General features: G+C 34.7%; 16 protein-coding genes, 1 pseudogene and 1 riboswitch. Of the genes and pseudogenes, 2 read left to right on the forward strand and 15 right to left on the reverse strand.

Annotated elements, in window-relative coordinates; all coding sequences use genetic code 11:
* Positions 1 to 105: 105 nt before the first annotated feature.
* The 9 genes and pseudogenes from BN2144_RS08210 to BN2144_RS19885 all read right to left on the reverse strand — a co-directional run bounded on the left by BN2144_RS08210 (position 106) and on the right by BN2144_RS19885 (position 10586).
* A complete protein-coding gene (locus BN2144_RS08210) occupies positions 106 to 1329 on the reverse strand; it encodes an ISL3 family transposase (RefSeq protein WP_082195149.1) in 1224 nt (407 codons plus the stop codon).
* Between the two features lie 610 nt (positions 1330 to 1939).
* The gene (locus BN2144_RS08215) at positions 1940 to 3601 is read right to left on the reverse strand and encodes an ABC transporter ATP-binding protein (protein WP_033827805.1); all 1662 of its coding nucleotides are present in this window, start codon (positions 3599 to 3601) and stop codon (positions 1940 to 1942) included.
* A gap of 21 nt (positions 3602 to 3622) precedes the next feature.
* Complete coding sequence (locus tag BN2144_RS08220; protein ID WP_033827806.1) at positions 3623 to 4900, reverse strand: radical SAM/SPASM domain-containing protein; 1278 nt, start codon at positions 4898 to 4900, stop codon at positions 3623 to 3625.
* Positions 4901 to 6377: 1477 nt separating this feature from the next.
* Positions 6378 to 6623 carry a hypothetical protein gene (locus BN2144_RS08225; protein WP_139017868.1) on the reverse strand — a complete coding sequence of 82 codons (246 nt, stop codon included), beginning with the start codon at positions 6621 to 6623 and terminating at the stop codon, positions 6378 to 6380.
* A gap of 49 nt (positions 6624 to 6672) precedes the next feature.
* A complete protein-coding gene (locus BN2144_RS08230; RefSeq protein ID WP_033827808.1) occupies positions 6673 to 7287 on the reverse strand; it encodes a hypothetical protein in 615 nt (204 codons plus the stop codon).
* A gap of 70 nt (positions 7288 to 7357) precedes the next feature.
* Complete coding sequence (locus BN2144_RS08235) at positions 7358 to 7714, reverse strand: hypothetical protein (RefSeq protein WP_033827809.1); 357 nt, start codon at positions 7712 to 7714, stop codon at positions 7358 to 7360.
* Between the two features lie 344 nt (positions 7715 to 8058).
* Positions 8059 to 9498, reverse strand: a pseudogene (locus BN2144_RS08240) (IS3 family transposase).
* Between the two features lie 379 nt (positions 9499 to 9877).
* Positions 9878 to 10117, reverse strand: a complete 240-nt coding sequence (rpsR, locus tag BN2144_RS08250) for a 30S ribosomal protein S18 (RefSeq protein ID WP_033827811.1) — start codon at positions 10115 to 10117, stop codon at positions 9878 to 9880.
* A 316-nt stretch (positions 10118 to 10433) separates the two neighbouring features.
* Positions 10434 to 10586 carry a hypothetical protein gene (locus BN2144_RS19885; protein ID WP_154665500.1) on the reverse strand — a complete coding sequence of 51 codons (153 nt, stop codon included), beginning with the start codon at positions 10584 to 10586 and terminating at the stop codon, positions 10434 to 10436.
* A 595-nt stretch (positions 10587 to 11181) separates the two neighbouring features.
* On the opposite strand from BN2144_RS19885, the gene BN2144_RS08255 reads away from it, so the two are divergent.
* Complete coding sequence (locus tag BN2144_RS08255; protein WP_033827812.1) at positions 11182 to 12492, forward strand: MFS transporter; 1311 nt, start codon at positions 11182 to 11184, stop codon at positions 12490 to 12492.
* Between the two features lie 332 nt (positions 12493 to 12824).
* Entirely contained in the window at positions 12825 to 14123 is a 1299-nt protein-coding gene (locus BN2144_RS08260) for an MFS transporter (RefSeq protein ID WP_033827813.1), read from the forward strand.
* A 139-nt stretch (positions 14124 to 14262) separates the two neighbouring features.
* Here the strand turns inward: BN2144_RS08260 and BN2144_RS08265 are convergent, their stop codons facing one another.
* The 6 genes from BN2144_RS08265 to ribD all read right to left on the reverse strand — a co-directional run bounded on the left by BN2144_RS08265 (position 14263) and on the right by ribD (position 24389).
* Complete coding sequence (locus BN2144_RS08265; RefSeq protein WP_050632263.1) at positions 14263 to 19416, reverse strand: immunoglobulin-like domain-containing protein; 5154 nt, start codon at positions 19414 to 19416, stop codon at positions 14263 to 14265.
* Positions 19417 to 19558: 142 nt separating this feature from the next.
* Positions 19559 to 20503, reverse strand: a complete 945-nt coding sequence (corA, locus tag BN2144_RS08270; protein ID WP_033827814.1) for a magnesium/cobalt transporter CorA — start codon at positions 20501 to 20503, stop codon at positions 19559 to 19561.
* Between the two features lie 418 nt (positions 20504 to 20921).
* Positions 20922 to 21389 (reverse strand): 6,7-dimethyl-8-ribityllumazine synthase, encoded by a 468-nt coding sequence (gene ribH / locus BN2144_RS08275; RefSeq protein WP_033827815.1) that lies wholly within the window; start codon positions 21387 to 21389, stop codon positions 20922 to 20924.
* A 12-nt stretch (positions 21390 to 21401) separates the two neighbouring features.
* A complete protein-coding gene (locus BN2144_RS08280; protein WP_033827816.1) occupies positions 21402 to 22598 on the reverse strand; it encodes a bifunctional 3,4-dihydroxy-2-butanone-4-phosphate synthase/GTP cyclohydrolase II in 1197 nt (398 codons plus the stop codon).
* A 42-nt stretch (positions 22599 to 22640) separates the two neighbouring features.
* Positions 22641 to 23291 carry a riboflavin synthase gene (gene ribE / locus BN2144_RS08285; RefSeq protein WP_033827817.1) on the reverse strand — a complete coding sequence of 217 codons (651 nt, stop codon included), beginning with the start codon at positions 23289 to 23291 and terminating at the stop codon, positions 22641 to 22643.
* A 6-nt stretch (positions 23292 to 23297) separates the two neighbouring features.
* Entirely contained in the window at positions 23298 to 24389 is a 1092-nt protein-coding gene (ribD, locus tag BN2144_RS08290) for a bifunctional diaminohydroxyphosphoribosylaminopyrimidine deaminase/5-amino-6-(5-phosphoribosylamino)uracil reductase RibD (protein ID WP_033827818.1), read from the reverse strand.
* A gap of 223 nt (positions 24390 to 24612) precedes the next feature.
* Positions 24613 to 24758: riboswitch (FMN riboswitch) on the reverse strand.
* Positions 24759 to 25109 lie beyond the last annotated feature (351 nt).

Below are 25109 nucleotides of genomic sequence, written 5' to 3' on the forward strand. Positions count from 1 at the left end.
GGTTCTTTGTCAAATGTTGGGGTTAAGCTACCGCGCTTTCGCTTGGTGACCTTTTATTGTAGGTATGAAATAAAATTCATACCTACAATAAAAGGGGGATTATTTCTAGCCTAGATGGACCCCTATTCCTTTATACTTGTGTGATAACAATATTCTAGCTCTTGCTCGTTTGAAGTTTCTGAAACCATACGCATTCCGTTTTATTACCTTTGTGTGGTTATTTATTCCTTCCAGAAATCCATTAGAATAGCTATACATAAAACTATTTAAAATTTCTTTTTCCCAGTTTTTAAACGTCCGTATGCTGCGTAGAAATTCCTGCACTCCAGTATCTCTAACTAACTGATAAAACGTGTTTAAGCCTTCTTTGGTTTTACGCATACCTTCTGAACCATTTTCTTTCGCTTGTTTGAACCATTCACAATAAGCCTCTTTTAATTGATACGCCATATCTAGTTCCTTCGACATACCACGGTATCGATCTAGGTACCATCTCTCGTTTTCGGTTAGTTTCGCACTATCTTTGTAAAATACATATCTCATTTTTTTACACTTTTTCCGGTCATAATCATTCCAATCTGACTGAATCCGCCTTCTTACTTTATCAAGTGCCCAATAGATATAGCGACAAAAATGAAAATGGTCGGCTATAATTAGTGGATGATCTAAGGCCTTTCGTACAGCCGATTTAAAGGAATGGCTCATGTCCATAATGACTATTTCTACATTGGCCCCATACTTTCGTAAGTATTGTGATATTGTTTTTCCTTTTCTATTCGGTAATATATCCAAAGGCTCTCTTGTATCTCCGTTTGCGATGATTAACTGATACTTTCCTTCTTTGGTATCCCCTTTATACTCATCTATAGCGATTACTCTCGGGAGTTCCTTAACTTCCCCTACTTCATTTTCGGCAAATGCATCAAATCGTCTTATAACCGTTGAAATCGAAGTACCATATTGTTGAGCTAGTTCCTTAAATGTTTTGGCTTGAACACTTCTCACGTTTACAGCCTGATTCCACTCTTTGGTAAACCGTTTATAACGCTCCACAAAATTGTTTTTCTCAGGAAACCTCTTCTCGCAAGCATCACAACGATATCGTCTCTTGTTATAAAAGATATAGCAGAGGCGTTCAAACCACTTTAAATGCTTGATTTTCTGCATTCGATAATCATGAATTTGTCGTGTTTTGGCACCACATCTAGGACAAGTATGTGTGCGTGCTTCCATTTCAACAAACAACGCTAATCTGTCATCCATTTGTTCCACTTTTAGTATTTTTACGTCTTCTAATCCTGGCATAATTATGTTATTATTCATTTGCACACGACTCCCTTTCTTTAACTTGTTTCTGTCAATTCAAGTATAAAAGGAAATTAGGAGTCGTGTGTCTCTTTTTTTTGAATCTTTTATTAACCCCAACATTTATTATAGAGCCGGAATTTATTAAATAGACACCAAAATGCGCTCCCGAAGAGATCCATAGAATTCACAAAAAATGTGAGATTCCTAGAAGCTCCAGAGAGCGCATAGCGTTTATTCCAATATTAAAATATTGCTAAGTTACCCGCCAACCCTTAAAAAGGTTGCAATAAAATAACAAAAGAAAATACTATATATTTATAGTTTACTATTTGAAAATAGGAATATCAATCTTTTTAATTCAAATTGTTTGCTAAATTGTTTGAAGGTTATTTAGAGCGATTCTTGAATTATCAATATATGTTCCTGCAAAAACTAGTAAGAATACGAGTAAACATGTAAATATAAACGAAAATACTATTATGAGCTTTTCAATTTCATCCACCCAAAATTTTTTAGTGAAGTGGTCTGGAGTTAACAATTACCAAAAAGTATTTAGTAGTTAAATATTTTTGGATTTTTCCGTTTTAAATATCCACCCTTTGAATACTCCACCTCAAAAATTAATAATTTTTTATAAAAGAAAGTGAACATAAGACTGTCTATTTTTGGACATTTTTTCATAATTACCTTTTTCAATAATATGTCCATCAAGTAATACAATGATATTATCATAGAGTTTAAGAGATTCGTAGTCTACATGATGAGCGACTGAAACAACTGTCAAATTCTTGTCGTTTAAGATTAGTTGTTCAATTTCAATTGCAGTTTCTTTATCAAGTGATGAAGTAGCTTCGTCCATTAACAATATTGACCTATTTCTTAAAAATGCACGGGCGATTTCAATTCTTTGTTTCTGACCACCTGATAAATATTTTCCATCTTCTCCAACAGAATAGTCTAATCCCTTTTCATAAATAACATGATCTAAACCAGCACGGGAGCAAGCAAGAATGATATCTGTATCTGAAAAGCTATCCCCCAAATTTACATTATTCCGTAATGTATCATCAAATAAAAATGGTCTTTGATTGATCATAGATATTATTTTATAGTATGATAAAGTATTAATAAATTTAATATCTTTTCCGTCACAGAAAATATTTCCGGAATAATTTTGTATTCTTTTCTGAAGGATTCTTAATAACGTACTTTTTCCGGAACCAGAAGGACCTGTAATAAGAATCTTTTGACCTCTTTTTATTTTTATATTTATATTAGATAATATTTTTTTACCATCAATAGAATATGAAATATTTTCACATATTAATTCGTTTATAAATTTGATTGGTTCCTTGTCATTTGATTCTTCTTTATTAACATTTTCAATTACATCCTGAATACGGTCGCGAACTTTTTTAGTAGTTAAAATCTTACTATATTCTTTAAATATAGTTAGCGCTGGATTCATTACAGTGTTTGACAATTGTATAATAGCAACAACTGTTCCTAGTGAAATGGTGCCTTTTATAGCAATTAATATTCCATAGAGATTAACGAAAAAGAAACCTAAAATCCCAAGCAGCCCGACTACATTATCTGTTACTACTCTCCAATTATTTAGCTTTGCATAACTTTGTTCCACAGAACTATTATAATTATTATTCTGATCAATAACTTTTTCCTCTAACCCATAGCCCTTAATAGTATCTATACCACTAAATGCATCTCTCACTCTAGCTGTATATAGTTCGTTTTTATTTGTCCAATCTTCGGTTTGTTTCTTAATATTTTTTTTAGTAATATACGGAATTAAAGTTGGTAGGACAAAAACTAATATTAATAGAATACTCATTGAAATATTTAAATAAAATAAAGCGATTAAGGAAGCTATGAGAGTAACTGAATTAAATATAATATTGAATATGGACTCATAATAATTTGTTTGAATAATTTTTAAATCATTAAGTAGTAAAGATAGGTATGATGTTGAATTTTTCTCTTGTAACAAATCATTATTATAAATAACTGATTCAAATATTCTTTGTTTTAAGGATATCATGAAACAACTTATCATATTGTTTACAGTAGACTCAAATAAAATATCAGCAACCGTTAATACAAGAAAGCATATTATCACTATTAATACAAGGCGAGTAACATCATTTGAATTTCTATTTTCGAAGATATCAAAGACCTCTTTAAATACAAATGACTTAAATGGATTTTCGAAAGCTACGATGGGTAAAAGAAACACATAAATAAACAGGAGTTTCTTATTTATTTTTTTTAGCAATGATATTCAATTCCTTATCGCTTAAATTATATTAATGACTTTATCCAATCTTGTGACAATTTTATCAATCTTGTCATTATTTTCCGCAATTAAATCAAGAACTTTTACTGTTTCAAACCTCATTAATTCACATCGTTCCTTTTTGTAGGGGGTTTCTTCAGTTCTTTTACAACTTCTACATCTGAATCTAGCGATACAATTAGAACAAATATCATTATCTTTAGTATCTTGGTGAAATAATTCAGGATATGCAGATATTTTTTTCCAAACATAGTCAAAATCATCGTTAATATTTGCTATTTTCTCTGATGTTTTAACAAAAAGATGACACGGCCAAATATCTCCATTTGGATCTATAGAAACTAATGATAAACTAGCATCACAAAAATGATACCAATCGACATCCTTTGAAAAAAATATAGACAGGATATCGGCAACTCTTGTTCTCATATAGTAAGGGTTAGGATTTAAAAAGTCATTAAACTGTTCTTCAATTTTATCAACATCTATTTCATATTTAAGTGGGGAGCCATCCCATACATCATTTACAGCAATATTTGTTACCCCAAAATCATTGTAAATTAATTGTGCAATTTCTTTTTTTGAATAAAGTTGTTCTGAATTAGGGGTATATGTAGCTTGTATAGAATCAATTTTAATAGGAGATATATTCTTAACATTATGTCTTATTCTTTCGTATGTTGGATTACCTTTGGCATCTATACGTTGTTTATCATGAACTTCTTGCGGTCCATCAATGCTCAAGGTAATTTTAAAATTATAATTATTTACTAAGTCCATAAAATTAGGATTCATTAAAGTAGTTCCATTGGTTTGTATAAAAAATGTAAAGTCAGGGTATTTTTCACAAAAGTATTTGATAATTTTTAGATTAAGAGTAGGTTCACCACCAAAGAAAGTCAACTTATTTACATTTAATGCATAATTGTCAATAAGATAGGATATTCTTTGAGCTATATCTCTATTCATACACAGACCTTTATCACCATAATCTCCATTTCCTGCGTAACAATAGGAACATCTTAAGTTACAACCATGACTTACATTAATTTTAATAGTGTTAAGATTTTCATTATATTTTTCAAAGGAGCTTTTTATTTGAATTTTATCGTTAATGAATTGTTCTATTTCTGGAAAATCCTCAATTAATCCCCCCTTATAAACTCTTTTGAAATTTGTATAAAATTCTTCATTCAATTCATATATATCACAATTGTTAAGATCAAAAAGAACTTTATTTTCATCATTAATATATAGGTTATATTCCTTAAAGTACATCTTATTATCCCCCTATTACTTTTCTTTTGGGAATTGGCATCTTCTATATTTTTTAATATGAGGGAACAAATCATACTTTCCTATGATTTGTTCCCTCATTTGTGATACTTGATCCTTAAATGTAGATATTAACCACAGTTAAAACCACCGCATCTCATACTTCTAGTTGGAATTTCAAATTCTTTGCGTTTCATCTTAAATCCCTCCTCTCTTTGAACACACTTTAATGATACAATTATCAAAATTAATTGTAAACAATAATGTTAAAATGTTCACAAAATATTAAATATTCATTTTCATAATTACTGTTAAAAACATAAATATAGTATTTATTTCTTAACACTCTCGTTGTTCCCTTAAATAACTAATGATTTGCACGATATACTTGACGACTACCATCTTTAAATACATTTAAAGATGAAGTTTTGTCTTTTGTGGCAGTTACACCAGACCGGAGATACTGTCAATATGGGGACTAAGAGAAGAGAATACGTACCCTATGAGAACAAATATGGGCTTACATTAAAATAAGCCACTTATGCGGAGTTTTGAGCCATCAAATTCGAACAATAGAGCCATTTGCGAATCGGAGAGCCACTAATGAAATAATAGCTCTTTAAAGAAAAGAGTCAGAGCCTCGGAGTTGCATGCCATTGACTGTAAGTTAAGTCAATGGTGGCGGGCAGCAGTATTTGCTTCATTTTTGGTAGATTAAAGGTTGCGGATCTCCTTCCCGCAGTTTCTGTCTCAAACATTTGCATGTAAATCTCTCCCTTCTGGAATTTTATATAAACGCAAAAATACGCTCACGAAGAGATCCATAGAATTCACAAAAAATGTGAGATTCCTAGAAGCTCAAGAGAGCGCATAGCGTTTATCCCAATATTAAAATATTGCTAAGTTACCCGCCAACCATTAAAAGTTGCAAACAAATAAGAAAAGAAAATACTTTATATTAATAGTTTACTATTGAAAAAGGAATATCAATCCTTTTTATTTTAATTTTTAGATGGTTATTTACCATATGTGATTCACAAGCCGTTTCTATTATCATCGTGAATGTTTTGCCATCCCACAATGAGTAATGACCATCTGAAAGAGGAAATTTTACAAAAAATTATAACCATAATCATAGAAATAGTTTGATAGATGGTTCAATTCCCATCAATTTGAGGAGTGATTTCTCCGTAACGGTTAAGAGAAAACTTACGAAACTCATCTTCAGGGACCAAGATAAATATTCTTTCAAACTTTCTGGTGTTCTATGAATTTCTAAGTTAAGTCAATAAAACCCAAACAACTTTTTGATTATGTTACTGAGACGATTAAAAATTTTCACAAAAAAATTATTGGCCTTCCAGCATACTTTAAAGTAAAGAAGCACGATGATAAACTATATTCATTAAGTAAATCACAAAAAAGGGGATTGGATTCATCCCCTTTTGTCGACAATCTGAAGCCACTCACTAAAGTGTCTTTAAGGTGTGATTGTTATTAGGTTGGTAAACTTTACATCTTCTCTTAACAGTTCTATTTCATCTGTAGTAAATGGGTTTTCTATAAGTACTATTATTGCATTCTGAGGTTTATTAGAGTTAAATTGAAAATTAGTTAACTCTATTTCTAAATTACCTGGCTCTTTAATTTCTATAAAACTGTATTTACCCAAGGATATTTGTTTTTTTCCTAGTATTGAGATTAATGCAAACCTTTTTTTTATCATTTGAACCCAAATTAATAAATGCACTTTTCAAAGATTCTTTTGATATTAATCATGCAACTGTTATATTTTCACTTTTTAATGATATAAATGGTTCAGTATAAATATCCTGACCATTGATGTTATTATTTGAATTAAGAGGAGTATAAATTATGTTATCAGTTGATTTTATATCCCCCGAAATAAGAGAAACTCTTCGAGACAAATAAACTTGAGTTGAATCAACATACTGTTCCTTATCCAAAGTATTGTCGGGATCTCGAACTGCTATTACTATAAAGTCATGTAAACCTTCTTCAACTAAAGGTATTTTCACTTGAATACTTTTCTCTTCAAGATGCTTTAGTTTTATGTCTATATAACTAGATTTAACTTCATCATCCGTGAAAACCTCACACTGTTTATAGTCTTTTAAAAAAAATAGTCTAAAACTGGATTCATTTGGAAAATTATTCTTAATATAAATTTCCGGTGTATATGCTTCATTTGCTTTAATCTTATGTATCATTTGTTTACTATCAGTCGCTGATTCATCATACAATCCTAATACCATACCCACCTGAGTAGAGTCACTTGGAATATCTTTATCACTTTTTTCAACAGTTTTATCTGAACATCCAATAACAATTATGAAAAATAAAGAAATGAAACAGATTCTTTTCAGCAAGTAAAGTCCCCCATTTATAATAGGGCAAATGATGTTGAAGCAACATTTACCCTAGACTTTTACTTTTAGATTACCAATCAACAGATGTATTGGTTAAGCTATAAGTAGTTCCTCCTTTTTTAGCATTATGACTTCCTACAGCACTATACTTTAAAGATCCATCATTCGGTCCTAGGTCAACGGTTAAAGCTGGTGAATTTTCACCTAATAGTGCTGTATGTGACTTTACTGGAACTGGGTTACCATGTATTTGTGCAGCTACCCTAATATAAAGAGAATCTACTGGAGCTGTTTTATTGAAAAACCCTTCTAAGAATGTTTGTCCATACACTGAAATACGGTTAGTATAACTTTTTCTGATATATAGAGTTCCTTTTACAGGAAGACTCCAGTTTGGAATATATCTTGATGTATGACTTTCAGCCACTATAGTTGATGCCGCAAAGGAAGTGGATAGGATACACTTGACTGGACAGAAAAGTTAAGGACGGTGTTTGTCAATATAGTTGTCGCATTTTCAGTAATAAACTCTCTATAATAAAATCATGCCTCATCCGCCACCGTTGACTTTGCTTTTGTCCGTGTTGTGAAATGGATGCGGGTCAGGCGAAAAAACAGCCTTAAGGACTCACCCGCAAAGCAATTGTAACACGGACAATTCGATTCTAGGTCTTCGCTGGTGGGGCCCCCGACCCCATCCATCGCCTACCAAGAATCGAGCGCTACAGTCAATGGCAAGCAGCTATCGCTGTGGCTCTAATTTAATCCCCTTTATTTGGTACTTGTATTTATAAACTCCTCTTCCTTGATTGGATTTAATGCCACTAGTTTAATCGGATCCCAACTTCTTGATGTTTTCGCCCATCGTTCAGGATGTTCTAATTTGGCCTTTTCATATACTTCTTTTCGATTTTTAAGTATTTCTGTATCTTTTCCAGCGTGGCGTTGATTTGGTGTAACAAAATTGATTCCACTATGATAGTGTTCATTGTTATACCAATCAATTAATTTCATACCCCAAGTTCTCGCCAAATCAACATTTTCAAATCCATTCTCTGGATACTCTGGTCGATACTTTACTGTCCGAAACATCGCTTCAGAATAAGGATTATCATTACTTACTCGTGGTCTGGAATAAGATTTTTGAATTCCTAACTTTTCTAATGTCGCCTGAAATGTAGCTGCTTTCATTGGACTACCGTTATCCGAATGTAATACTAATGGTCGCCCATTTATCTTCTCGTTTAAAACTGCCTTTCTTATTTCTTGTGCGTGCTCAGCACTTTCCATTTCCCAAATTTCCCAATACAATCTTTCGACTGAAAATATCGATAATCATATATAAATAAAAATATAATCCGAGAACTGGGCCTTTTAGCCAAGTAATATCCCAGGTCCAAACTTGATTTGGTCCAGTGGCAATATGAGTAGTAGGAACTTTTCGTACTGGCTTTTTACTTCTTCCTCGATGATTTTGCATTTTTTCTTCATGTAAAATACGATAAAAAGTAGACTCAGATGCCATATATCTACCTTCATCAGCTAATTTTGGGACAATTTGAGATGGCGGTAAATCTGCATATTCATCTGTATTTACAATGTTTATAATTTCTTGTCTTTCTTCCAATGTGAGCTTATTCTTTGGCTCTGGTCGTTCAGCCAAAGGACGTTGATTTTCTTTCACATCCCCTTCTTTAATCCACCTTTGATACGTACGGCCACTAATATTTAATTCTTTACACGCATTTGCTAAACGTGCCCCATTTCGATTTGCTTCTTGGATTAACTCGATTGCTTTTTTGCGATCTGAAAGGCTAATCATTCGCCCTCTAGGTCCCCCAAAATCGCTTGGGCCTTTTTTCTAAGTAATAATAATGCCGCTGCTTCAGCGAGGGCTTTCTCCTTTTTCCGTAATTCCTTTTCAAGTTCTTTCGCTCGTACTTTTTCCTCTTTTAGCTCTTGAATAACCATTTTAGATTGTTCTAAGTGGCGATGATTAGCAGTCATACAGACTCTTTTCCAAGCCTCAATTTGTTCCCGATATATTCCTTTTTTTCGGCAATACTCTGCTAATTCCGATTCATTCATCGTATAAGTTTCTAAAACGATTAAAAACTTATCTTCACTACTCCATTTATCAGAAGTTTTGCTATCACTTGGAACTGCATAACCACTAATTTTCCGCACTGATTCATTGTTAGGTGGCATCATTCTAGCTAAAATTGCATCTTTTTGTTCTTTTGGGTATGAATTGATTATTTTTTTAGTCATCTTTTTCCCTCCGCATATTTACTCTAGTATACCTAAAGTTCTATGCGACATCTATCCTAACACAGGGGGGTTCCTGTACTAATTATTTTTGGAATATGGAAAAAAATCAAGTATCGACGCTATTCTTCAACATATTCCTAACTTCATAAAGGGGCAGCGGCACACTCCGATATGTAATATGCTTTTTTAAGCTCTTTTATTTTTAAATAACTCAAAGGAGAGCAATATATGAAAACACTTTTAGATTTACATGCTAATAAACCTATTGAATTGAAGCAAAAAAGACATCCAAATCTTGATGGATGTCTTTTAACATTTATTATTTTTCTTCTGCAACAAATGGTAACAATGCAACTTGACGTGAACGTTTAATTGCTCTTGTCAACATACGTTGATATTTTGCACTTGTACCAGTTACACGTCTTGGTAAGATTTTACCTCTTTCAGAAATGAATTCCTTAAGAAGATCTACGTCTTTATAGTCAATATAAGTAATATGATTTGCTGTAAAATAACAAACCTTTTTACGTTTTTGACGTCCTCTACGTCCTCCTGCCATTTAATTTCCCTCCTTTTATTTCTAGATTAATTTCCGTTCATAAATTTAGGGGAATGAATACACCAATATGGAATATTCGCCCCTTAATGATTTATAAGAGATAAAACATATCTTAGATTTAGACAACTCACATCTTTTATAAACCTTTTATACTAATGTCTAAATCACTAGACTTAGACAATCTACTGACCCCTTAATAAATCTACTCGAATATCCTCCTAATACATAATTAGATTTAGACACCGATTAATAGGTATTAATCCATATAATTTAGGGTATTAGGTTATATTTTTAGAATTAGACAGTTTTAGACCAGTCAAAATGGAAAGTCATCTTCTACGTCCGTTATGATATATTCCTCTTTTTTAATTGTGAAGCCATAGGGTACATCACTTGAAGTGTAACCAGCTACAAAAAATATTTCTCCTTCCATTTTCTCTTCTAATTCTACACGTTTTTTCTCTTTCATTTGTTGTTTTCTTTTTTGTTTGTCTTGTATAGATTGGTTCGCAATCTATTTCTCTTTGGAGGTTATATGGATTCCAGCCATTTTTAATTCGGAAGGTCGACACCGAACCATTTCGCATACCCTTTTATGATGTTTTTTCCATTATATGTTGAAGCTCATTGTTTCGCTTTTTGTAATCGAACTGTTCGAGTGTACCGTTTTTTGCGTGGGGGTAGAGGTTGTTTCTTTTTCGTCATTTTAGCACCTATTTTAATAAATTATTATAGGAATATGATAACATACGATAACGATACGTGATTAAGGATTTCTATAGGAGTTTGGTCAACTTCTTAATTAGCGAATGTATGGGACTTGTCAAATTCCGTAGATATTCCACTTTGATTGTGAACCCTTTCACTAATTATGAACTTTTTGTGACAAAAACGTTTACAAAGCTTGAGAAATTATGGTAATATAACAACATAAGATAAACAGGTCATCTGATGACTATGAAAAACACGATTCATACAATGAAAATAGTAATATTCCATCTCACTAATGAAAGCGTTTCATGTTGTAAGCCTCATATAGAACATACTGGAAGGGAGAATTTTAAATGAAAGGTAATGTGCGAGTATTATCTGCAAGTTTAATAGGGAGCGCGATTGAATGGTTTGACTACTTTTTATATGGTACCGTTGCATCCCTTGTTTTCAATCAGCTTTTTTTCGTTAATGAAGACCCAACAGTTGGGTTAATGATTGCCTATACGTCATTTGCAATAGCGTTTTTCTTACGTCCAATCGGTGGTGTGATTTTTAGTCATATTGGGGACAAGCTTGGTCGGAGAAAGACATTGATTTTAACGTTAGGCTTAATGGGTATTTCGACTTTTGGGATGGGAGTTTTACCTACATACCAAGTTATTGGCATTTGGGCACCGATTTTTCTTACTTGTATGCGATTTATTCAAGGATTAGCCCTTGGTGGCGAATGGGGAGGAGCCGTTCTATTAGCTGTTGAATACGCTCCGAAAGATAAAAAGGGACTATTTGGTAGTATTCCGCAAATGGGTATTTCTATTGGACTGATTTTAGGTTCACTCGTTATGTCTGTTATGACACTGTTACCAGAAGCACAATTCATGTCTTGGGGCTGGCGTGTACCGTTCCTACTTAGTGTTGTACTAGTCGGTTTTGGCTTATGGATTCGACTTGGAATTGACGAAACACCAGCTTTTAAAAAGGCACAAGCATCTGGGGATGTCTCGAAACTTCCTATTGCCGATACATTGAAATATCATTGGAAAGCCGTATTAATCGCAATGGGTTCAAAAGTTGTTGAAACTGCACCGTTCTACATTTTTGGAACGTTTATCGTGTCTTATGCAACGAATCAATTAGGCTATGATAACACGGCTGCTTTAAGTGCTGTTATGATTGGGGCGCTTTCTGCCACAATTATGATTCCAATTATTGGTAGCCTATCAGATAAAATTGGTAGAAAGAAAATTTACATGTTTTCAATTTTTGCAACAATCATTTATCCATTTCCGTATTTTTGGATGTTAGAACAAGGGTCAGTTTTCTTGCTAATTTTGGCAACGGTGATTGGTCTAGGAATTATTTGGGGATCAGTTAATGCTGTACTCGGTACGATGATTTCTGAATTTTTCCCAGCGAAAATTCGTAATACAGGAATTTCACTTGGCTATCAATTGGGAGCGGCGATTGCAGGTGGTACAGCACCACTCGTTGCAACTGCACTACTTGCAAAATTCAATAATTCATATGTTCCGGTCGCGCTTTACATGATGCTCGCTGCATTTATTAGCTTATTTGCAATTTCATTTGTAAAGGATAAAAATCAATTCACAGCAAAACCAGAGCCAAAGGTAAATATGAATGTCAATGTCAATACGAAATAAATGAATGTAAGGATTGGTAAAAGGTGGAGTCACTACTAGAGGCTTCATCTTTTTTAATTGGTTGGAAAAATATAGTTAGTTAAAATAAATGAATTTTTCCGAAAAAATATATTTACGAAATGATCTTGTCCTGATAAAATGATGATATGACTATCTGGTCATCTGATGACTAAAAAGCAATATATGCACGGTGTATAACGTAAAAATGTAAGCGTTAACGTAAGGCTGCTGGAAAACGGGTTAAAATGATCGTTGTGATATCATGTTCATCTTGTGGTTTTCCATCGTCTTAAAAGCAAAGGGGATTTTAAAAGGGAGAAAGGGGTAATGTTATGGGAAAAGGGAATATTCGAGTATTAGCTGCTAGTTTAATAGGAAGTGCAATTGAATGGTTTGATTACTTTTTATATGGTACTGTAGCTTCATTAGTATTTAATCAGTTATTTTTTGTTACGGAGGATCCAACAATCGGTTTATTAATAGCTTACACATCGTTTGCAATTGCGTTTTTCTTACGGCCAATTGGTGGTGTTTTGTTTAGTCATATTGGTGACCGTTTAGGAAGAAAGAAGACATTAGTATTAACATTGAGTTTAATGGGAATTTCGACGTTCGGTATGGGAGCATTACCTACATATCAAGTAATTGGTATTTGGGCACCAATTTTTTTAACTTGCTTACGTTTCGTTCAGGGATTAGCCCTAGGCGGAGAATGGGGTGGCTCTGTCCTACTTGCTGTTGAGTACGCACCAAAAAATAAAAAAGGGTTATTTGGTAGTGTACCACAAATGGGGATTTCTATCGGACTCATCTTAGGCTCTCTCGTCATGTCGGTCATGACACTTTTACCAGAAGCACAATTTATGGCTTGGGGTTGGCGTGTTCCTTTCCTATTAAGTGCGTTCCTTGTTATTTTTGGACTTTGGATTCGGAAAGGCATTGATGAAACACCTGCATTTAAAAAGGCGCAAGAAGCCGGGGAGGTTATTAAATTACCGATTGTTGATACGTTAAAATACCATTGGAAAGCCGTACTCATTGCGATGGGTTCAAAAGTAGTCGAGACAGCACCATTCTATATATTTGGAACATTTATTGTGTCATATGCAACAGGACATTTGCATTACGATAATACGGATGCACTAAATGCCGTTGTTGTAGGATCTTTAGTTGCAACTATTTTAATTCCAATTATCGGTCATTTATCTGATAAAATTGGTCGAAAGAAAATTTACTTATTTGGCATTGCGATGACCATTTTATATGCGTTTCCATATTTTTGGCTGTTACAACAAGGATCTGTACTTCTATTATTTGTAGCAACGATTATTGGATTAGGCCTAATTTGGGGATCAGTTAATGCTGTTCTTGGTACAATGATTTCTGAATTTTTCCCTGCAAATATCCGGAATACCGGGATTTCGCTAGGCTACCAGCTTGGTGCAGCTGTTGCAGGGGGAACTGCGCCTCTTGTAGCAACAGCATTATTAGCAAGATTCAATGATTCGTATGTCCCAGTAGCGTTATATATGATTTTCACCGCTCTTGTCAGTTTAGTAGCGATTTCTTTTATAAAAGACAAACAGTATGTAGAAACAGACACAACTGTCGTACCGAATGTAAAAGGATAATACGTTGCTGTATCTATTGTGTAAAAAATCAGATGACCTCTTAATAATTGGAAAAAATCGATGGTAAGTTGCGCCATCGATTTTTTTATATTAATCTTTTCCAAGAAAGGGTTATTTAAGAATTAAGGAATCTTTTAACTTAAAGAGATACACGATAATCATAATACTTTCCATTTTGTGTTTTGACGGTAACAACAGCTTCACTTCTTCCTGACCATACCCCACCATATTTATATCTTATACTAATTCCCCAACTTTCTTTTGGATTAAGAATAGTACTAATTCCTGAGTTTTGCAAAGTTTGGGAAGAGTAAGTTGAAAAAATAGAATTATCTTCATATACTTTTAAACTATCAATATATACCGTTTCATCCGACTCTTTGTTAATAATTGAAATGCTGAAGCTTGTGATTACTCCATTAATAGATGAAGATCCAGAGCGATAGACATAAAGATTTGGTCGATCAGATATAGTAATTGTTTTGGAACCACTAATACCATCTACAGTGGCTGTAATTGTAATCGTACCTTCCGTATAGGTTGTTAATATTCCATTTTCATCTATTGAGGCGATTTCTTCATTGCTGCTAGTCCAAGTTATTTTTTGTTCTGTTGCATTACTAGGAGAGATGGATGCATTTAATTGGACTAATTTCCCTGTTTTTATGCTGTCAGGTGCTTCAATAGAAACACTAGTAACAGGAATTTTTTTAACTGTAATTGTTCGTTTAATTTCAGTGGTATTTCCCGCTGCATCGGTTACAGTATAAGAAATGACATGAGAGCCTTCTTTAGATGTGTCAACCGTACCATTTGTTTTAATGTATTTTGTTAAATCTCCGTCATTATTATCTAGAGCAGTAACTCCTTCAAGTATATTAAAATCAGTATATAAACCAACTGTAGTATTTCCGACACCTGTAATTGTTGGGGGGATATGGTCGATGACAGCAACGATACGTTTTTTTGTATCTTTGTTCCCGGCATTATCAGTGACAGTATACATAAGTTCATAAGTCCCCGCTTTATTTACGTTAACAGCCCCCGAGACTTGAATTTCTTTAGTTAAATCTCCATCGTTATTATCAGTGGCCGAAATACCTTCTAACGGATCAAAAGTATCTCCAAAATTAATAGTAACGTCTGTAACCCCGGATAAAACAGGTTTAATATAATCGATGACCGTAACGATTCTAGTAACAGTGGCTTTGTTTCTAGCTTTATCAGAAACAGAGTATGTTAACTTATAAGTCCCTGCTTTATTTACGTTAACAGCCCCCGAGACTTGGATTTCTTTAGTTAAATCTCCATCGTTATTATCAGTGGCCGAAATACCTTCTATCGGATTAAACTTATCTCCAAAATTAATGGTAACATCTGTAACCCCAGATAAAATAGGTTTAATATGATCGATGACCGTAACGATTCTAGTAACAGTGGCTTTGTTTCCAGCTTTATCAGAAACAGAGTATATTAGCTTATAAGTCCCTGCTTTATTTACGTTAACAGCCCCCGAGATTTTAATAGATTTCGTTATGTTGCCATCTAAATTATCTTTCGCAGTAACACCTGCTAATTGGTTAAAAGATGTACCAATATTAATGTTTTTATTTGTAGCACCAGAGATAATCGGTTTAATCGTATCTTTTTTAACAGTAATTGTCCGTTTAACCGTCGTTTTGTTTTTAGCTATATCGGAAACTGTGTAAGTTAATTGATAAGTTCCCACTTTCTTCGTGTTAACAGAGCCGGAAATTTTAATTTTGCTCGTAAGATTACCGTCCACATTATCTTTCGCTGTAACGCCAGACTTAGGGTTAAAAGAAGAGCCGACATAAATAGTTTTGTTTGATGCACCGGAAATTGTCGGTTTAACTGAATCTTTTTTAACAGTAATTGTCCGTTTAACGGTTGTTTTATTTTTAGCTTTATCGGAAACTGTGTAAGTTAATTGATAAGTTCCCACTTTTTTCGTGTTAACAGAGCCGGAAATTTTAATTTTGCTCGTAAGATTACCGTCCACATTGTCTTTCGCTGTAACGCCAGACTTAGGGTTAAAAGAAGAGCCGACATAAATAGTTTTGTTTGATGCACCGGAAATTGTCGGTTTAACAGTATCTTTTTTAACAGTAATTGTCCGTTTAACGGTTGTTTTATTTTTAGCTTTATCGGAAACTGTGTAAGTTAATTGATAAGTTCCCACTTTTTTCGTGTTAACAGAGCCGGAAATTTTAATTTTGCTCGTAAGATTACCGTCCACATTGTCTTTCGCTGTAACGCCAGACTTAGGGTTAAAAGAAGAGCCGACATAAATAGTTTTGTTTGATGCACCGGAAATTGTCGGTTTAACAGTATCTTTTTTAACAGTAATTGTCCGTTTAACGGTTGTTTTATTTTTAGCTTTATCGGAAACTGTGTAAGTTAATTGATAAGTTCCCACTTTTTTCGTGTTAACAGAGCCGGAAATTTTAATTTTGCTCGTAAGATTACCGTCCACATTGTCTTTCGCTGTAACGCCAGACTTAGGGTTAAAAGAAGAGCCGACATAAATAGTTTTGTTTGATGCACCGGAAATTGTCGGTTTAACAGTATCTTTTTTAACAGTAATTGTCCGTTTAACGGTTGTTTTATTTTTAGCTTTATCGGAAACTGTGTAAGTTAATTGATAAGTTCCCACTTTTTTCGTGTTAACAGAGCCGGAAATTTTAATTTTGCTCGTAAGATTACCGTCCACATTGTCTTTCGCTGTAACGCCAGACTTAGGGTTAAAAGAAGAGCCGACATAAATAGTTTTGTTTGATGCACCGGAAATTGTCGGTTTAACAGTATCTTTTTTAACAGTAATTGTCCGTTTAACGGTTGTTTTATTTTTAGCTTTATCGGAAACTGTGTAAGTTAATTGATAAGTTCCCACTTTTTTCGTGTTAACAGAGCCGGAAATTTTAATTTTGCTCGTAAGATTACCGTCCACATTGTCTTTCGCTGTAACGCCAGACTTAGGGTTAAAAGAAGAGCCGACATAAATAGTTTTGTTTGATGCACCGGAAATTGTCGGTTTAACAGTATCTTTTTTAACAGTAATTGTCCGTTTAACGGTTGTTTTATTTTTAGCTTTATCGGAAACTGTGTAAGTTAATTGATAAGTTCCCACTTTTTTCGTGTTAACAGAGCCGGAAATTTTAATTTTGCTCGTAAGATTACCGTCCACATTGTCTTTCGCTGTAACGCCAGACTTAGGGTTAAAAGAAGAGCCGACATAAATAGTTTTGTTTGATGCACCGGAAATTGTCGGTTTAACAGTATCTTTTTTAACAGTAATTGTCCGTTTAACGGTTGTTTTATTTTTAGCTTTATCGGAAACTGTGTAAGTTAATTGATAAGTTCCCACTTTTTTCGTGTTAACAGAGCCGGAAATTTTAATTTTGCTCGTAAGATTACCGTCCACATTGTCTTTCGCTGTAACGCCAGACTTAGGGTTAAAAGAAGAGCCGACATAAATAGTTTTGTTTGATGCACCGGAAATTGTCGGTTTAACAGTATCTTTTTTAACAGTAATTGTCCGTTTAACGGTTGTTTTATTTTTAGCTTTATCGGAAACTGTGTAAGTTAATTGATAAGTTCCCACTTTTTTCGTGTTAACAGAGCCGGAAATTTTAATTTTGCTCGTAAGATTACCGTCCACATTGTCTTTCGCTGTAACGCCAGACTTAGGGTTAAAAGAAGAGCCGACATAAATAGTTTTGTTTGATGCACCGGAAATTGTCGGTTTAACAGTATCTTTTTTAACAGTAATTGTCCGTTTAACGGTTGTTTTATTTTTAGCTTTATCGGAAACTGTGTAAGTTAATTGATAAGTTCCCACTTTTTTCGTGTTAACAGAGCCGGAAATTTTAATTTTGCTCGTAAGATTACCGTCCACATTGTCTTTCGCTGTAACGCCAGACTTAGGGTTAAAAGAAGAGCCGACATAAATAGTTTTGTTTGATGCACCGGAAATTGTCGGTTTAACAGTATCTTTTTTAACAGTAATTGTCCGTTTAACGGTTGTTTTATTTTTAGCTTTATCGGAAACTGTGTAAGTTAATTGATAAGTTCCCACTTTTTTCGTGTTAACAGAGCCGGAAATTTTAATTTTGCTCGTAAGATTACCGTCCACATTGTCTTTCGCTGTAACGCCAGACTTAGGGTTAAAAGAAGAGCCGACATAAATAGTTTTGTTTGATGCACCGGAAATTGTCGGTTTAACAGTATCTTTTTTAACAGTAATTGTCCGTTTAACGGTTGTTTTATTTTTAGCTTTATCGGAAACTGTGTAAGTTAATTGATAAGTTCCCACTTTTTTCGTGTTAACAGAGCCGGAAATTTTAATTTTGCTCGTAAGATTACCGTCCACATTGTCTTTCGCTGTAACGCCAGACTTAGGGTTAAAAGAAGAGCCGACATAAATAGTTTTGTTTGATGCACCGGAAATTGTCGGTTTAACAGTATCTTTTTTAACAGTAATTGTCCGTTTAACGGTTGTTTTATTTTTAGCTTTATCGGAAACTGTGTAAGTTAATTGATAAGTTCCCACTTTTTTCGTGTTAACAGAGCCGGAAATTTTAATTTTGCTCGTAAGATTACCGTCCACATTGTCTTTCGCTGTAACGCCAGACTTAGGGTTAAAAGAAGAGCCGACATAAATAGTTTTGTTTGATGCACCGGAAATTGTCGGTTTAACAGTATCTTTTTTAACAGTAATTGTCCGTTTAACGGTTGTTTTATTTTTAGCTTTATCGGAAACTGTGTAAGTTAATTGATAAGTTCCCACTTTTTTCGTGTTAACAGAGCCGGAAATTTTAATTTTGCTCGTAAGATTACCGTCCACATTGTCTTTCGCTGTAACGCCAGACTTAGGGTTAAAAGAAGAGCCGACATAAATAGTTTTGTTTGATGCACCGGAAATTGTCGGTTTAACAGTATCTTTTTTAACAGTAATTGTCCGTTTAACGGTTGTTTTATTTTTAGCTTTATCGGAAACTGTGTAAGTTAATTGATAAGTTCCCACTTTTTTCGTGTTAACAGAGCCGGAAATTTTAATTTTGCTCGTAAGATTACCGTCCACATTGTCTTTCGCGGTAACACCAGACTTAGGGTTAAAAGAAGAGCCGACATAAATAGTTTTGTTTGATGCACCAGTAATTGTCGGTTTTGTTTTATCTACTGCTGCTAATGTTGTAGTAGGTAGTACAAAAGAACTGGTGAAGATTAGCAAAATAAGAAATAGAAAATAACTTCGAAACTTCCTTCTCATAAAGGATCCTCCCTATAATTTTTCTCAAATAAAATTATACTATGAATCTAATGGAAATACGATATGGGTAGGATAAAAGAACATTGGGGCTTTATCAAAATATATATGTATAGAAGAATGAGGGGGGTATCGTAATTAGAACTCACTTAAACCACCCCATCTTCCACAATACAAATAACATTAACGAACCAACAATGAACATCGTACCGAGAATGGCGAAGTAGCCCCACCGCCAGGAGAGTTCTGGGATGTACTCGAAGTTCATTCCGTAAATACTTGCAATAAAGGTAAGTGGAATGAAAATGGAGGAAAGAACGGTTAATGTTTTCATAATGTTATTCATTCTGTATGAGTTGATTGATATATAACTGTCGCGGATATCATTGGTCATTTCTCGATTTGATTCAATAATTTCAATAAGTCTTAACAAATGATCATGGATATCCATGAAGTAAAAGCGATTCTCTTTTGAGATATTTACCCGTTCTGAGTTGAGGATTCGGTATAATAGTTCACTCATTGGAATAATTGTCCGCCGTAGTTTTAACAATTGAGCTCGTAATTCAAACACATCTTCCATTAAATCAGGACTACCACTTTTATCATCAAGATCACCAATTGTATCTTCAAGTTTATAAACAGTCGGAAAATATTCATCAACAATTTTATCCAGAAGTAAATAAAAGATATATAGACTTCCACTTTTTAAAATTTTGTCATCATTTTGTTTTACCTTTTGAAAAATCATTGCAATTTCTGGCGAATCAGATAAATGAAAAGTGACAATAAAATTATCCCCGACAAAAACATCAATTTCTTCCGCTAAAAGAGTATGTTTATTAATGGAATGTAGGACGTAAAAATGATACCCTTCATAAAAGTCAATTTTCGGTCGTTGTAAATAATGTAAACAATCCTCGATAGCAAGTGGATGAAAATGGAAAAAGGAATGGAGAAGTTCCGTTTCTTCCTCAGTTGGATTATGGATATCGACCCAGTACCACAAAATGTCTTCATCATTTAAACGTTGCACGGGAAGATCAAGAACCGCTTTAGAATTAGTTGTTACAGCAAAAGTACGAATCATGTGAAACACCCTTAAATATTAGTGTTACAAGTATAACATAAGAGTGAAGAGATACAAAAAGGAGCGGAAAATAGTCATTTATAGTAAAATCAAGTTCCTTATGAGCAACGGTTTTTTGACAGTAGAAGTTGAATTCCCGAAGGCCAGAGATATTGTCTGAAGCTCGAGCATTATTTCAGAAGATTAGAGGTAATTTCCGAAGAGCGTGGTTATATTTCCGAGGAAGGAGCATTTATTTTCGAAGAGTGGTTCGATCATTCCGAAGTTCCAGCTTTATTTCCGAAGTTGGAGCTGTACTTCCGAAGTTAGGCGTGTCATATTCATTTAGCGAATAATATTAATTTTATTTCCTTAGAAGTCCCTGGATGTTCAAATACAAAAAAGCTGCCTACATCTCTAGTAAGGCAGCATACTAAAATTACTTCTCCAATTCCCGGTATAAGTTCCCCATTTCAATTGCGGCAACAGCGGCTTCGTAACCTTTATTGCCTGCTTTCGTTCCGGCACGTTCGATTGCTTGTTCAATGGTGTCAGTTGTTAAGACGCCGAAAATAACTGGTATTTCGGACTGTAAACCGATACTTGCGACACCTTTTGCAACTTCATTACTAACATAATCAAAATGGGGGGTAGCTCCACGAATGACAGTTCCGAGTGTAATGATTGCATCAAATTCCTTGCGTTCTACTAATTTTTTTGCGGCTAATGGAATTTCAAATGCACCGGGAACCCAAAGAACGGTCATGTCTTCTTTAACGACGCCGTGTCTTTTCAATGCGTCTTCTGCACCACTGAGTAAGCGACTCGTAATAAATTCATTAAAACGGGATACGACAATTCCAATTTTTAATCCAGTTCCAACTAAATTTCCTTCAATTTTTTTCATTTAAATTCCCTCCTATTGTAAAATTAATAAATGACCTAATTTCTCTTTTTTTGTTTGTAAGTAGTATTCATTTTCTTTTTTTATTGGTAATTGTAATGGTACTCGCTCAACAACTTGTAAACCGTAACGTTCTAGTGCGGAAATCTTCCGCGGATTGTTTGTTAATAGGCGCATTTTTTTCACACCGAGATCGCGCAGAATTTGGGCACCAACTCCATAGTTTCGTAAATCTGCCGGAAAACCGAGTTTATGATTGGCTTCCACGGTGTCATATCCTTCTTCTTGTAGTTTGTATGCTTTCAATTTATTAATTAATCCGATGCCTCTTCCTTCTTGACGCATATAAAGAAGAATTCCTCGCCCAGCTTTTTCGATTTGGTCAAGTGCGGCATGAAGTTGCGGTCCACAGTCACAACGGTTCGACCCAAATACATCACCAGTTAAACATTCCGAATGCACACGCAGTAAAACAGGATCTTCTCCGTTTATTTCCCCTTTAACGAGGGCAATATGTTCTTTTCCTTCTAAAAGATCTTTGTATCCAATTGCTTGAAAATCCCCATATTCTGTAGGTAAATGAATTTCCGCTTCCCGTCGAATGAAGGTATCGTGTTCAAGTCGAAGGGCAATTAAATCCTGAATTGTCACCATTTTCAAATTAAACTTTGTCGCAATTTCTTGTAAATCAGGAACACGTGCCATCGTGCCGTCTTCTTTCATAACCTCGCAGATAACGCCAACAGGTTTTGCCCCGGAAAGTCGGGCAAGATCAACGGCAGCTTCTGTATGACCAGGTCGTTTCAACACGCCTCCGTTTTTCGCAATGAGTGGAAAAATATGTCCAGGTCGTTTGAAATCTTTAGCAGTCGAATGCTCGTTCAAGAGCTGTTCGATTGTATGGGCACGTTCAAAAGCACTAATGCCGGTCGTTGTATTTTGATGATCAATACTTATGGTAAATGCAGTTCCGTACGGGTCAGTATTTTCTTGCACCATAGGGGATAGTTCTAATTTTTTAGCTAATTCCTCTGTAATTGGCGTACAAATGAGTCCTCTTCCTTCCTTTGCCATAAAATTTACCATCTCAGGGGTTACAAATTGGGCAAGACCGATAAAATCTCCTTCATTTTCCCGGTTTTCATCATCACAAACGATAATGACTTTGCCTTGCTTTAAATCGTTAATAGCGTCTTCTATTTTATGGAACACGGTTCATCCCTTCTTTCTAAGCTAATATGCTGCCTTGCAATCTTAAATAAAACCATTTTTTTGTAAAAATGCTTTCGAAATTCGTTCAGGTTGCTGATCGTTGTGATTCACTAATAGAAATTGGTGTAAATATTTTCCGATTAAGTCGAACTCAAGGTTAACGATGTCGCCAACTTTTTTTAACCCAATAACAGACTGCTCTCCTGTATGTGGAATAATTGATACAGTAAAATAATTTTCATCAATGCCGAAAACAGTTAATGAAGTTCCATCTACAGCAATAGAACCTTTCATTAAAAGTAAGTGGCGGTATGTAGACGGATAAGTGATATGATAATAAATGGCATTTTCATGAGGCTCTCGTTTCAAAATCGTCCCAATACCGTCTACATGTCCGGTGACAAAATGCCCGCCAAATCGCCCGTTTGCAGCCATCGCTTGTTCTAAATTGACTGTACAACCTCGTTTTAATACGGATAGTGATGTAGCATTAAATGTTTCTGGCATAACATCAACTTGAAAGGTATTTGCATCAAAAGTTGTGACGGTTAAACAAACCCCGTTTACGGCTATGCTGTCACCGATTTGAACCTCTTCTAATACTTTCTTTCCTTGAATCGTTAATGCCAGAGTATTCCTCTTCTTAGTGATGGATTGGATTGTACCAAGTTCTTCAACAATCCCGGTAAACATAGCTAATCACTCCTTTTCACATCGTTTTGCTGTGATTTTTAAGTCTGGTCCAATTTGTTCAATTTTTGTGAATCGTAATTGGGTTCCATCAGCAATTTTTTCTAAACTACCTCCACCAATGAAAGGAATAGACTCCCGACCGCCAATCATTTTCGGAGCAATATAAACAATAATCTGTTGATATAAATGGCTTTTAATAAAAGAAGCATGCACCTCTGAACCGCCTTCAACAAGCACGGATAAAATTTTTCGTTCGCCGAGTTCGTTTAACACTTCTTCAATGGAGATAGACCGACTTTGGAAAGAGATAACTTCAGCTCCAAAGCTCTCAATCTCGTTCTTTTTTGTTTGATCAATACAATTCCCAGTAAAAATAATTGTTTTAGCCGATTTGTCCTGTAAAATATTTGCGTGTAAAGGGATTTTTAATTGAGAATCTAAGATGACTCGAATGGGGTTTTTTCCACCTTGGGGTCTACGGGTGGTAAGGAGTGGGTTATCAAGTAAGACGGTGTTGATGCCTACAAGAATCGCATCATGTTCGTGACGTAACGTATGAACATCCCGTCTAGCTGCTTCGGAAGTTATCCATTTACTATCGCCAGTTTTTGTCGCTGTTTTCCCGTCTAAGGTTACAGCTGCTTTAATCGTTACAAATGGAGTGTTTGTTTGAATAAAATGAAAAAACTTTTCATTAAGTAGAAGAGCTTCCTCTTCACATAAACCAACTTCAACAGTGAGGCCTGCTTTTTTTAATAGCTCAATTCCCCGCCCGGCTACGAGTGGATTCGGATCTAAGCAAGCAACGAATACTTTCTTGATGTTTGAATGAATAATTGCCTCTGCACATGGTGGTGTTTTCCCGTAATGACTACACGGTTCAAGTGTGACATAAAGTGTAGCTCCGTTAGCCTTAGGACCTGCTGCAGAAATCGCATGCACTTCTGCATGAGGGGTTCCTGCTTCAAGATGTACACCTGTACTAATCAGACAACCATCTTTTACTAAAACAGCTCCAACAGCAGGGTTTGGACTCGTCTGCCCAATTGTTGCACGTGCAAGTGAAATGGCTAGTTTCATATAATCCGCATCATTCAAGACATTTCACTCTCCTTAAAAAATATTCTCCATTTGTAAGGAACAAGCAAAAACCCCGCACATAACTTTGTACGGGGTAAAATAGCGATAGTTAAATAGGAAGACGGAATTGCTCTTATTTTAAGACATTTCGATACGAGAAAGTTCAGCTTGTGAGAAAAAACAAACCAAAAAATCTCGTGAAAAAACGAAATAAGAGTAATGGACATCATTCATCTTCCTGTTCATCCTTCTCCCATCCAGACTTTTACTGTCGGCTTTGGAATCTCACCAAATCCACCGTTTCCAATCAAATGAAAACGGGTCACGGGCTGGAGGCTATACCTCATCACCGCCGGTTGGGAATTTCACCCGACCCCGAAGGACTCCTATTCGATTGATTAAAAGATTACCATAATTTAAAATAAATGGCAAATAGTTTATTTCTTCTAACTTTATATAATTCTGTTATATACGGTAGAACTATCAGCTATTTCTTGAATCGTTTATGAAACTTATCCGTACCAGTTGAAGCTTCCTGATCAAGTTGTGAAAGCTTCTCTCTTCATAACTACTCCTAACATTGAAATCCAATCATTTCCTAATACTTAAAAGCAATGGACTTACAAAATCATATAGGGAAGTAATGGTAAAATTCCATTATTCTAGATGTTAAAGAGGTCAAGTTAAAGTGATTCAGTTGTATTTATAAAGATACTGAAACAAATGAACGGACATGTA

Origin of the sequence: Bacillus andreraoultii (assembly GCF_001244735.1) — a bacterium.
Classification (GTDB): domain Bacteria; phylum Bacillota; class Bacilli; order Bacillales; family Caldibacillaceae; genus Caldifermentibacillus; species Caldifermentibacillus andreraoultii.